Source organism: Streptomyces achromogenes subsp. achromogenes, from assembly GCF_000720835.1.
In the GTDB taxonomy this organism is placed as follows: domain Bacteria; phylum Actinomycetota; class Actinomycetes; order Streptomycetales; family Streptomycetaceae; genus Streptomyces; species Streptomyces achromogenes.
Window position 1 is genome coordinate 116642 of record NZ_JODT01000006.1, and the last position, 11996, is coordinate 128637.

An 11996-nucleotide genomic window follows, 5' to 3' on the forward strand; every position below is an offset into this window, starting at 1 on the left:
GGGCGGGGACATGCAACGACGCCTGCCCAGTGTCCGGTCGGGGACAGGCGGGCAGGCGCCGTCAGTGTTCCGTACGCCTTTGTACGTAACGTCTGTGCGGACCCGGGGGTCCGGTGGGTCGCGCGTCAGACCGCCAGGGCGCGGTCCGTCGGGCGGATCGGGGCCGGCAGGTCGCTGGCCCCGGTCAGGTAGCGGTCGACTCCGCGGGCGGCCGAGCGGCCCTCCGCGATCGCCCAGACGATGAGGGACTGGCCGCGGCCGGCGTCACCGGCGACGAACACACCCGGCACGTTGGTCTGGAAGTCGGCGTCGCGGGCGATGTTACCCCGTTCGTCGAGGTCTAGACCAAACTGCTCGACCAGGCCGTTCTCCCGGTCGGTGCCGGTGAAGCCCATGGCGAGGGTGACCAGCTGGGCCGGGATCTTCCGCTCGGTGCCGGGCTTCGGGGTCAGCCTGCCGTCGATGAACTCCACCTCGGTCAGGTGCAGCCACTGGACGTTGCCCTCCTCGTCGCCCTCGAAGTGGGTGGTGGAGACGGAGTAGACCCGCTCGCCGCCCTCCTCGTGGGCCGAGGTGACCTTGTAGAGCATCGGGAAGGTCGGCCAGGGCTGGTTCGTCGGGTGCCGCTCGTCGTTCGGGCGGGGCATGATCTCCAGCTGGGTGACGGAGGCCGCGCCCTGCCGGTGGGCGGTGCCCACGCAGTCCGCGCCGGTGTCGCCGCCGCCGATGACGACGACGTGCTTGCCCTCGGCCGAGATGGGAGCCGTGACGTAGTCACCCTCCTGCACCTTGTTGGCCAGCGGCAGGTACTCCATCGCCTGGTAGATGCCCTTGAGCTCGCGGCCCGGCACCGGCAGGTCACGGGCGGTCGTGGCGCCGGCGGCGATCACGATCGCGTCGTAGCGCTTCTTCAGGTCGCGGGCGTTGATGTCACGGCCGATCTCGACACCGGTGCGGAACCGGGTGCCCTCCGCGCGCATCTGCTCGATACGGCGGTTGATGTGGCGCTTCTCCATCTTGAACTCGGGGATGCCGTACCGCAGCAGCCCGCCGACGCGGTCGGCGCGCTCGTAGACGGCGACCGTGTGGCCGGCCCGGGTCAGCTGCTGGGCGGCGGCGAGCCCCGCCGGGCCCGAGCCGATGACCGCGACCGTCTTGCCGGACAGGCGCTCGGGGATCTGCGGGGCGACGTCCCCGGTCTCCCACGCCTTGTCGATGATCGAGACCTCGACGTTCTTGATGGTGACCGGCGGCTGGTTGATGCCCAGCACGCACGCCGACTCGCACGGGGCCGGGCAGAGCCGGCCGGTGAACTCCGGGAAGTTGTTGGTGGCGTGCAGCCGCTCGGAGGCGGCGGCCCAGTCCTCGCGGTAGGCGTAGTCGTTCCACTCGGGGATCAGGTTCCCCAGCGGACAGCCGTTGTGGCAGAACGGGATGCCGCAGTCCATGCAGCGGCCGGCCTGCTTGCTGATGATCGGCAGCAGGGAGCCGGGGACGTAGACCTCGTTCCAGTCCTTGACCCGCTCGGCGACGGGGCGGGTCTTGGCGACCTCACGGCCGTGGTTCAGGAAGCCCTTCGGGTCAGCCATTGCTCGCCGCCTCCATCATCTTCTCGGTGATCTCGGTCTCGGAGAGACCGGCTCGCTCGGCGGCGTCCTTGGCGGCGAGCACTGCCTTGTACGTGCTGGGGATGATCTTGCTGAAGCGCTCCACGGCCGTGTCCCAGTCGGCCAGCAGCTTCTCCGCGACGGTCGAGCCGGTCTCCTCGGCGTGGCGGCGCACCACGTCGTGCAGCCACTGCTTGTCCGTCTCGTCCAGCGCCTCGATCGCGCCGGCGTTGCCGGCGTTGACGTTGTCGCGGTCGAGGTCGACGACGTAGGCGATGCCGCCGGACATGCCCGCCGCGAAGTTGCGGCCGGTCGGGCCGAGGACGACCGCGTGGCCGCCGGTCATGTACTCGCAGCCGTGGTCGCCCACGCCCTCGGAGACGACCAGCGCGCCGGAGTTGCGGACGCAGAACCGCTCACCGGTACGGCCGCGCAGGAACAGCTCGCCGCCGGTGGCGCCGTAGGCGATGGTGTTGCCCGCGATGACCGAGTAGTCGGCGAGGTGGTCGGCGGCCCGGTCCGGGCGGACGACGATCCGGCCGCCGGACAGGCCCTTGCCGACGTAGTCGTTGGCGTCGCCCTCCAGGCGCAGCGTGATGCCGCGCGGCAGGAACGCGCCGAAGGACTGGCCCGCGGAGCCGGTGAAGGTGATGTCGATGGTGTCGTCGGGCAGGCCCGCGCCGCCGAACCTCTTCGTCACCTCGTGGCCGAGCATGGTGCCGACCGTGCGGTTGATGTTGCGGATGGCGACCTGGGCGCGCACCGGCTGGGCCTCGGTCGCGTCGTTCGCGGCCAGGGCGTCGGCGGCGAGCTTGATCAGCTCGTTGTCCAGGGCCTTCTCCAGGCCGTGGTCCTGGGCGGCCACCTGGTGGCGGACGGCGCCGTCGGGCAGGGCGGGCACGTGGAACAGCGGCTCCAGGTCCAGGCCCTGCGCCTTCCAGTGGTCCACCGCGCGCTCGACGTCCAGCACCTCGGCGTGGCCGACGGCCTCCTCGATGGTGCGGAAGCCCAGCTCGGCCAGCAGCTCGCGGACCTCCTCGGCGATGAATTGGAAGAAGTTGACCACGTACTCGGCCTTGCCGGCGAAGCGGTCGCGCAGCACCGGGTTCTGGGTGGCGATGCCGACCGGGCAGGTGTCCAGGTGGCACACGCGCATCATCACGCAGCCGGAGACGACCAGCGGGGCGGTCGCGAAGCCGAACTCCTCGGCGCCGAGCAGCGCGGCGATGATCACGTCCCGGCCGGTCTTCAGCTGGCCGTCGGTCTGTACCACGATCCGGTCGCGCAGGCCGTTGAGCAGCAGGGTCTGCTGGGTCTCGGCGAGGCCCAGCTCCCAGGGACCGCCCGCGTGCTTGAGCGAGGTCAGCGGGGAGGCGCCGGTGCCGCCGTCGTGGCCGGAGATCAGCACCACGTCCGCGTGCGCCTTGGACACACCGGCCGCGACCGTGCCGACGCCGACCTCGGAGACCAGCTTCACGTGGATCCGCGCCCGCGGATTCGCGTTCTTCAGGTCGTGGATCAGCTGGGCCAGGTCCTCGATGGAGTAGATGTCGTGGTGCGGCGGCGGGGAGATCAGGCCGACGCCCGGCGTCGAGTGACGCGTCTTGGCGACCCACGGGTAGACCTTGTGGCCGGGCAGCTGGCCGCCCTCGCCGGGCTTGGCGCCCTGGGCCATCTTGATCTGGATGTCGTCCGCGTTGACCAGGTACTCGCTCGTCACGCCGAAGCGGCCGGAGGCCACCTGCTTGATCGCCGAGCGGCGCGCCGGGTCGTACAGGCGCTCCGGGTCCTCGCCGCCCTCACCGGTGTTGGACTTGCCGCCCAGCTGGTTCATGGCGATGGCGAGGGTCTCGTGCGCCTCCTTGGAGATGGAGCCGTACGACATGGCGCCGGTGGAGAAACGCTTGACGATCTCGCTCGCCGACTCGACCTCGTCCAGCGGGATCGGCTGGCGGTCGGACTTGAAGCCGAACAGGCCGCGCAGCGTCATCAGGCGCTCGGACTGCTCGTTCACCCGGGAGGTGTACTTCTTGAAGATGTCGTAGCGGCCGGTCCGCGTGGAGTGCTGGAGACGGAAGACCGTCTCCGGGTCGAACAGGTGCGGCTCGCCCTCGCGGCGCCACTGGTACTCGCCGCCGATCTCCAGCGCGCGGTGCGCCGGGGCGATGCCGGAGGCCGGGTAGGCCTTGGCGTGGCGGGCGGCGACCTCCTCGGCGATGACGTCGAGGCCGACGCCGCCGATCTTGGTGGCGGTGCCGTTGAAGTACTTCTCCACGAAGCCCTCGTCCAGGCCGACGGCCTCGAAGACCTGGGCGCCGCGGTAGGAGGCGACGGTGGAGATGCCCATCTTGGACATGACCTTCAGCACGCCCTTGCCGAGGGCGTAGATCAGGTTCTTGATGGCCTGCTCGGGCTCGAGGCCGTTCAGGAAGGTGCCCGCGCGCAGCAGGTCCTCCACCGACTCCATCGCCAGGTAGGGGTTGACGGCGGCGGCGCCGTAGCCGATGAGCAGGGCGACGTGGTGGACCTCGCGGACGTCGCCGGCCTCGACCAGCAGGCCCACGTGGGTGCGCTGCTTGGTGCGGATGAGGTGGTGGTGGACGGCCGCGGTGAGCAGCAGCGACGGGATCGGCGCGTGCTCGGCGTCGGAGTGGCGGTCGGACAGGACGATCAGCCGGGCGCCGTTGTCGATGGCGGCGTCGGCCTCGGCGCAGATCTCCTCGATGCGCGCGGCGAGGGCGTCGCCGCCGCCGGAGACCCGGTACAGGCCGGAGAGCGTGGCGGCCTTGAAGCCGGGCATGTCGCCGTCGGCGTTGATGTGGATGAGCTTGGCCAGCTCGTCGTTGTCGATCACCGGGAAGGGCAGCACGACGGACCGGCAGGAGGCGGCGGTCGGCTCCAGCAGGTTGCCCTGCGGGCCGAGCGAGCTGCGCAGGGAGGTGACCAGCTCCTCGCGGATCGCGTCCAGCGGCGGGTTGGTGACCTGCGCGAACAGCTGGGTGAAGTAGTCGAACAGCAGCCGCGGGCGCTCGGACAGGGCCGCGATCGGGGAGTCCGTGCCCATGGAGCCGATCGGCTCGGCGGCGGTGCGGGCCATCGGGGCGAGGATGACGCGCAGCTCTTCCTCGGTGTAGCCGAAGGTCTGCTGGCGGCGGGTGACCGAGGCGTGGGTGTGCACGATGTGCTCGCGCTCGGGCAGGTCGCCCAGCTCGATCTCGCCGGCCTCCAGCCACTCGGCGTAGGGCTTCTCGGCGGCGAGGGACGCCTTGATCTCGTCGTCCTCGATGATGCGGTGCTCGGCGGTGTCGACGAGGAACATCCGGCCGGGCTGGAGGCGGCCCTTGCGGACGACCCTGGCCGGGTCGATGTCGAGGACGCCGACCTCGGAGCCGAGGACGACGAGGCCGTCGTCGGTGACCCAGTAGCGGCCGGGGCGCAGGCCGTTGCGGTCGAGCACGGCGCCGACCTGGGTGCCGTCGGTGAAGGTGACGCAGGCGGGGCCGTCCCAGGGCTCCATCATCGTGGAGTGGAACTGGTAGAAGGCGCGCCGGGCCGGGTCCATGGAGTCGTGGTTCTCCCACGCCTCCGGGATCATCATCAGCACGGAGTGCGGCAGCGAACGGCCGCCCAGGTGCAGCAGCTCCAGGACCTCGTCGAAGGAGGCGGAGTCGGAGGCGTCCGGGGTACAGACCGGGAAGAGGCGGTCCAGCTTCTCCTGCGGGCCGAACAGGTCGGAGGCCAGCTGGGACTCGCGGGCGACCATCCAGTTGCGGTTGCCCTTGACGGTGTTGATCTCACCGTTGTGCGCGACGAACCGGTACGGGTGCGCGAGCGGCCACGACGGGAAGGTGTTGGTGGAGAACCGGGAGTGCACCAGCGCGATCGCGGAGGCGAAGCGGCGGTCGGACAGGTCCGGGAAGAAGGGTTCGAGCTGGCCGGTGGTCAGCATGCCCTTGTAGACGATGGTCCGGGCGGACAGGGAGGGGAAGTAGACCCCGGCCTCCCGCTCGGCGCGCTTGCGCAGCACGAACGCCCTGCGGTCCAGGGCGATGCCCTCGCTGGCGTGGTCGGTGACGAAGATCTGCCGGAACACCGGCATGGTGGAGCGGGCGGTGGCCCCCAGCAGCTCCGGGGCGACCGGGACCACGCGCCAGCCGAGGACCGTCAGGCCCTCCTCGGCGGCGATCGTCTCGATGTGTGAGACGGCGTCCTCGGTCCCCTCCTCCGGCAGGAAGGCGATGCCTACCGCATAGGAACCGGCCGCGGGAAGGTCGAATCCGGCCACCTCGCGGAGGAAGGCGTCGGGCACCTGGGAGAGGATGCCCGCGCCGTCGCCGGAGTCGGGCTCGGAGCCGGTGGCGCCACGGTGCTCCAGGTTGCGCAGGACGGTGAGTGCCTGCTCGACCAGGGTGTGGGACGCCTCGCCGGTAAGGGTGGCGACGAAACCGACGCCGCACGCGTCGTGTTCGTTGCGGGGGTCGTACATACCCTGCGCAGCAGGGCGAGCATCCATGAACGACCAGTTTCGGCCGTTCGTGGAGTGCTGGGACGGCTGGCGCGGCGTACGCATCGGCTCTCCCGTCGTCGTCATGTGGCATGTGGCAGGTGCCGAGGGACGACGTTGGCCCTCTGCGTGAGATCTGCGGTGAGATCAAAATTTCGTGCAGGTTACATGATGGAGCGGTTCCCGGGAACCGGATGCTTCGTTCCAGCATGCGGACGCCGCGGTCGCGGCGGAGGTGCCGCGCGAACGCGGCGCATGCCGTGCGGTGACGGCTCGGTGCCGTACGAGACGGCGGGTGCCGTGCGATGACGGCGACGTGGCGGGGGGCCGTGACGGACAGGATCGGTCGGATCGGCGTCCGGCGGCCCGAGGGGGCCGGAGCGGGCGTCATCACCCGCCCCGCGGGGGCGCGGCAGGCGTCATTGCCCACAGCGCTTACGGCTCATGCCCCGTGGCAAAGCAGTCGAAACCAGCGGGTAACGGGTACTTATGCGGCCCCTCGCATAAGTACCGGTCGAGCTATCCTACGGCCGTTCCGAACAGACTGCCCAGGGCGTACGTCACACCGGCCGCCGCACCGCCGAGCGCGAGCTGCCGCAGCCCGCTGAACCACCAGGTCCGCGCGGTCACCTTGGCCACCACGGCACCGCAGGCGAAGAGCCCGGCGAGGGCGAGCAGCACGGCGGGCCACAGCGCGGTCGCGCCGAGCAGGAACGGCAGGACGGGCAGCAGGGCGCCGAGGGCGAAGGAGCCGAACGACGACACGGCGGCGACCAGCGGGGAGGGCAGGTCGCCGGGGTCGACGCCCAGCTCCTCGCGGGCGTGGATCTCCAGGGCCTGCTCGGGATCGCTGGACAGCTGCCGGGCGACCTGCCGGGCCAGCTCCGGCTCCACCCCGCGGGCCACGTACAGCGCGGCCAGCTCCGCCTCCTCGTCCTGCGGGTGCTTGCGCAGCTCACGGCGTTCGATGTCGAGTTCGGCCTCGACCAGTTCACGCTGGGAGGCGACGGAGGTGTACTCCCCGGCCGCCATGGAGAAGGCACCGGCCGCGAGGCCGGCGAGGCCGGTGATGACAATGGTGTGCTGGCTCACGGAGCCGCCGGCCACGCCCGTCATCAAGGCGAGGTTGGAGACCAGGCCGTCCATGGCGCCGAAGACCGCGGGCCGCAGCCATCCCCCGTTGACATCGCGGTGGGTGTGGTTGTCGCGGTGCGCTTCGTGCAGCGCCGCCTCGGTTTCGATGATGGCCATGCGGGCCCCCCAGGGAAGCTTAGCCAAAGCTAACTTTGGACTAGATCTACTTTTCGACAACCCCAAATCTACGCCGCCGGCTCCCCCTTCGCCAGCAAGGAAAGGCTCGGCTAACCTGCGGCTTTCCCGGAACGCGCCGGACTCCCGGAAGCCGCACAACAGGGCCGCCCAGGAGGATGATTCGGGGCATGACGCCCACAGCACAGCAAAGCAGCGCCGGGGCCCCGAGCGTGCTCGCCGGCCCCCTCACCGGCACCCCGGCCGCGACCGCCTCGACGCACACCGCCCGGACGCTCACCGGGACCGCCCGCCAGATCTCCGCCCGGGATGTGCGCCGCGACCGCGCCCGCGAGCGGGCGTCGACCGCGCCGGGAGGCCGCCCGTGCTCCGGCTGACCTGGGTCCAGCCGGAGGACCTGCTGGTCCACGAGCTGCGCCAGGCCCGCCTGGACGGGCGCGAGCCGAAGGCGGTCGAGGCACGCTGGCGGGCGGCCGGCGGCCCGCAGACGCCGGAGCGGACCGGCGCCGGCGCACACCGCGTCTCCCGCTACCTGCGCCTGCTGGCAAATGACCTGCTGGACGAACTCGCCGACCTGCCCGGCCGCTTCGCCGAGGACGAGCCGACCGACCTCGCCCGCATCGAGGCCCTGTGCCCGCAGTGGCCCGCCGGGCGGTCCGCCACCGCGCCGGACTCCCGTGCCCTCGAAGCCGCCTGGCTCGGCCGGGCCATCGGCTGCCTCCTCGGCAAACCCGTCGCGAAACTCCCCCTCGACGGCGTCCGCGCCCTCGCGTCGGCGGCCGGGAACCGGCCCCTCACCGGCTACTTCACCGCCAGGGGCGTACCCGAGGACCTCCTCGCCGCCCATCCCTGGGACCACGGCTGCGCCGCCACCTGCCTGGCCGAGAACATCGACGGCATGCCCGCGGACGACGACCTCGACCATCCGCTCCTCAATCTGCTGCTCCTGCGGCGCCACGGACGGCACTTCGGCACCGACGACGTGGCCCGGCTCTGGCTCGACGAGCTGCCGCCCGGCCGTACCGCCACCGCCGAGCGCGTCGCCTACCGCAATCTGCTCTGCGGGATCGAGCCCCCGCACACCGCCCGCCACCGCAACCCGTTCCGCGAATGGACGGGCGCGCTGGTCCGCGCCGACCCGCACGGCTGGACCCACCCCGGCGACCCGGCCGCCGCCGCCCAGCAGGCGTATCGCGACGCCGTCCTCACCCACACCGCCAACGGCGTCTACGCGGCGATGTTCACCGCCGCCGTCATCGCCGCCGCCGCTCCGGGCACCCACGACGTCCACGCCTGCCTGCGGGCCGGCCGCGCGGTGCTCCCGCCCCGGTCCCGGCTGGCGGCGGCCGTCGACCACGCCGTCCGACTGGCCCGGACCACCGAGGACTTCGAGGACGTCGTGGACGAACTCCAGGCCCGCTACGCCGCAACCCACCCCCGGGCCCACGCCGTCCCCAACACCGCGCTGATCGCCGCCGCCCTCACCCACGCCGAAGGCGACTTCGCCGGCTCCATCTGCCGTGCCGTGTCCGGCGGCTGGGCCGCCGACTCCGCCGGCGCGACCGCCGGCAGCGTCGCCGGGCTCCTCGCCGGTGCCCCCGACGCGCTGCCCGAACGCTGGCGGGCGCCCCTGAAGAACCGGCTCGCCAGCACCCTCGCCGAGTTCGACGGCTGCGGCTTCGACACCCTCGCCCACCTCACCCACCTGGAGGCGACCCGCCCATGACCCATATCGCGGTCCTCGGCAGCACCAACATGGACCTGGTCACCTACGTCGACAAGGCGCCCGAGCGCGGAGAGACCGTGACGGGGCGGGAGTTCCGTACGGTGCCCGGCGGCAAGGGCGCCAACCAGGCGATCGCCGCGGCGCGGGCCGGCGCGACCGTCTCCATGATCGGCGCGGTCGGCACCGACGCCTATGGCGCGCGGCTGCGCGACACCCTCGAACACTCCGGCGTGGACACCGACTTCCTGCGCACGGTCCAGGGCCCGTCCGGCACCGCGCACATCGTGGTGGACGCCGAGGGCGGCAACGCCATCGTCGTCGTCCCCGGCGCCAACGGCACCGTGGACCACCTCTCCCCCGGCGACGAGGGGGTGATCGCCACCGCCGACGCCCTGCTGCTGCAACTGGAGATCCCGCTCCCGGCGGTCGTCGCGGGCGCCCGGGCGGCCCGCCGGCACGGGGTCCGTACCGTCCTCACCCCGTCCCCGGTCCGGCCGCTGCCACCCGAACTGCTGCACGCCGTCGACCTGCTGGTGCCGAACGAGTACGAGGCGGTCACCCTCACCGGCCGCACCGACCCGCGCGAGGCGGCGGCGACCCTGCTGGAGCTGGTGCCGGAGGTGGTCGTCACCCTGGGCGCGACCGGCTGCCTGTATCTGACCCGGGGCGCCGAGCCGCTGGTGGTGCCCGCGCCCCGGGTGACCGCCGTCGACTCCACCGGCGCGGGCGACACCTTCGTCGGCGCGCTCGCCGTGGCCCTCGCCGAGGAGAAACCGGTACGCGAGGCCCTGACCTGGGCGGCCGCCGCGGCGGCGATCTCCGTCCAGCGGGAAGGGGCCTCGGCGTCGATGCCCTACCGCCCGGAGATCGAGGCCCGGTACGGCACATGAGCGAACCGGCCCCGCACACGCCGAGGGCGCCCGGAGTGTTCCGGGCGCCCTCGGCGTGGTGGAACCGGCGGTCAGACCTTCTTGGCCGGCTTCGCCTCGTCCTCCGGGGCTTCCTCGCCCGGCTCCCCGGCGTCCCCGGACTTCGTCTCCCCGGCGCCGGCGACGGCCTCGGTGCCCTGGGGCTTCGTCTCCTCGCCGCCGGCGACGGCCTCCGTGCCCCCGGCCGGACCGCCGGAGGCGAGCGCGGGTTCGACCACGGCCTCCCGCCCCGGCCGCTTCTTGCCCACCACCACGATGTACGTCACCGCCAGCAGGAAGACGAGCAGCGCGGTCCAGTCGTTGAGGCGCAGACCCGCGATGTGGTGGGCGTCGTCCACCCGCATGTACTCGATCCAGCCGCGGCCCACGCAGTACGCGGCGACGTACAGGGCGAACGCCCGGCCATGACCCAGCTTGAAGCGGCGGTCCGCCCAGATCACCAGCAGGCCCACGCCGACGCACCACAGGGATTCGTAGAGGAACGTCGGGTGGTAGTACCCCGGCACCCGGCCGCCCTCGGCGGAGGTGATGTGCAGCGCCCAGGGGACGTGGGTCTCCCGGCCGTACAGCTCCTGGTTGAACCAGTTGCCCCAGCGGCCGATGGCCTGCGCGAACGCGATGCCGGGCGCGACGGCGTCGGCGTACGCGGGCATCGGGACACCCCGGCGCCGCGCGCCGATCCAGGCACCGAGCGCGCCGAGCGCGATCGCGCCCCAGATACCCAGGCCGCCCTCCCACACCTTGAAGGCGTCCACCCAGTCACGGCCCTCGCTGAAGTACAGCTCGTAGTCCGTGATCACGTGGTAGAGCCGGCCGCCGACCAGGCCGAACGGCACGGCCCAGACGGCGATGTCGGCGACCGTGCCGGACTGCCCGCCGCGGGCGATCCAGCGCTTGTTGCCGAACCAGACGGCAACGAAGACGCCGATGATGATGCAGATGGCGTAGCCGCGCAGCGGGATGGGGCCGAGGTACAGCACCCCGTGCGACGGGCTGGGGATGTAGGCAAGGTTCATGGCAGGTCCGACGCTACCGTGCCGGGCCATGGGGAGGGCAAGCAGCCCGGCTACGGGTCCATAACGGGGCGTGGGGAACGCTCACCCCCGGTCGGCCGCCTCCACCCTCTGCTTCAGCTTGGCCGGGGTCATCGTCCGGTCCTCGTAGATGTTCTTGCCGTCGAGCAGCACGGTCGGGGTGCCGCCGAAGCCGCCGGACTTGAACGCCTGGTGGGACTTGTCCACCCAGCCGTCGTGGGTGCCGTTCTGCACGCACTTGCGGAAGGCGGGGGTGTCCAGGCCCTTCACCTTCCCGGCCAGCTCGATCAGCTTGTCGTTGCCCGCGAAGGCGTCGTCGGTCTCCTTGGGCTGGCTGGCGAACAGCACGTCGTGGTAGTCACGGAACTTGCCGGCGTCCTGGGCGCAGGCCGCCGCGTTGGCGGCGCGCAGCGAGCCGGTGCCGCCGAGGTTGCCGTCGATCAGCCGGACCAGGTGGTACTCGACCCGGAGCTTGCCGGCGTCGGTCAGTTCGTGGAGCGTCGGCCGGTACGCCACCTCGAAGGCCTGGCAGGCCGGGCAGCGGAAGTCCTCCCAGACGGTGAGCGTCGACTTGGCGCCGTCCTTGCCGACCGGGATCGCGAGGCTGTCCTTGCCCTGCGCGCCCGAGGGGGCCACGGCCGGGCCCGCCTTGGTGCTCTTGTCCTTGCCGGCGTTCGCGGCGACGACGCCGATCACCGCCGCCAGGCCCAGGACGCAGACGATGCTCGCGCCCACGATCAGCGTCCGCCGTCGCTTGTCCGCGGCCTTCTGCTTCTCGCGCTCGACCGCCAGCCGCTCCCGGGCGGTGCGCTTTCCGTCACGGTTCTTCTCGCTCACACCCCCAGAACGAAACGGGGAGGCGCAGCGCGCCTCCCCGGTCCGAGGTCCACCCGTTCGAGTGACCGAATCATCCGGTACGGGACATCG

General features: G+C 72.0%; 8 protein-coding genes. 3 read left to right on the top strand and 5 right to left on the bottom strand.

Annotated features, from left to right (window positions below):
* Window positions 1-125: 125 nt before the first annotated feature.
* The 3 genes from IH25_RS0108110 to IH25_RS0108120 form a co-directional block, all read right to left on the bottom strand.
* Complete coding sequence (locus tag IH25_RS0108110; RefSeq protein WP_030605354.1) at window positions 126-1589, bottom strand: glutamate synthase subunit beta; 1464 nt, start codon at window positions 1587-1589, stop codon at window positions 126-128.
* Entirely contained in the window at window positions 1582-6093 is a 4512-nt protein-coding gene (gene gltB, locus IH25_RS0108115; RefSeq protein WP_030605355.1) for a glutamate synthase large subunit, read from the bottom strand. Before gltB ends, IH25_RS0108110 begins: the two co-directional genes overlap by 8 nt.
* A gap of 537 nt (window positions 6094-6630) precedes the next feature.
* Entirely contained in the window at window positions 6631-7362 is a 732-nt protein-coding gene (locus tag IH25_RS0108120; protein ID WP_030605356.1) for a VIT1/CCC1 transporter family protein, read from the bottom strand.
* A gap of 188 nt (window positions 7363-7550) precedes the next feature.
* Between IH25_RS0108120 and IH25_RS0108125 the strand changes: the two genes are divergently transcribed.
* The 3 genes from IH25_RS0108125 to rbsK are packed head-to-tail and all read left to right on the top strand — an operon-like array spanning window position 7551 to window position 9996.
* Complete coding sequence (locus tag IH25_RS0108125) at window positions 7551-7757, top strand: hypothetical protein (protein WP_030605359.1); 207 nt, start codon at window positions 7551-7553, stop codon at window positions 7755-7757.
* Complete coding sequence (locus IH25_RS0108130; RefSeq protein WP_030605362.1) at window positions 7745-9106, top strand: ADP-ribosylglycohydrolase family protein; 1362 nt, start codon at window positions 7745-7747, stop codon at window positions 9104-9106. Before IH25_RS0108125 ends, IH25_RS0108130 begins: the two co-directional genes overlap by 13 nt.
* Complete coding sequence (rbsK, locus tag IH25_RS0108135) at window positions 9103-9996, top strand: ribokinase (RefSeq protein WP_030605364.1); 894 nt, start codon at window positions 9103-9105, stop codon at window positions 9994-9996. The genes IH25_RS0108130 and rbsK overlap by 4 nt, the downstream gene beginning before the upstream one ends.
* A gap of 71 nt (window positions 9997-10067) precedes the next feature.
* Here rbsK and lgt read toward each other — a convergent pair whose 3' ends face one another.
* Window positions 10068-11051, bottom strand: coding sequence for a prolipoprotein diacylglyceryl transferase (gene lgt / locus IH25_RS0108140; RefSeq protein WP_209445290.1), 984 nt, complete (start codon window positions 11049-11051; stop codon window positions 10068-10070).
* Window positions 11052-11132: 81 nt separating this feature from the next.
* Complete coding sequence (locus IH25_RS0108145; RefSeq protein WP_030605369.1) at window positions 11133-11906, bottom strand: DsbA family protein; 774 nt, start codon at window positions 11904-11906, stop codon at window positions 11133-11135.
* Window positions 11907-11996: the final 90 nt, after the last annotated feature.

Bases quoted from the DNA above. Each gene is read 5' to 3' on its own strand.
- IH25_RS0108110 (WP_030605354.1), bottom strand. From the start codon at position 1,589: ATGGCTGACCCGAAGGGCTTCCTGAACCACGGCCGTGAGGTCGCCAAG.
- gltB (WP_030605355.1), bottom strand. From the start codon at position 6,093: ATGTACGACCCCCGCAACGAACACGACGCGTGCGGCGTCGGTTTCGTC.
- lgt (WP_209445290.1), bottom strand. From the start codon at position 11,051: ATGAACCTTGCCTACATCCCCAGCCCGTCGCACGGGGTGCTGTACCTC.
- rbsK (WP_030605364.1), top strand. From the start codon at position 9,103: ATGACCCATATCGCGGTCCTCGGCAGCACCAACATGGACCTGGTCACC.
- IH25_RS0108125 (WP_030605359.1), top strand. From the start codon at position 7,551: ATGACGCCCACAGCACAGCAAAGCAGCGCCGGGGCCCCGAGCGTGCTC.
- IH25_RS0108120 (WP_030605356.1), bottom strand. From the start codon at position 7,362: ATGGCCATCATCGAAACCGAGGCGGCGCTGCACGAAGCGCACCGCGAC.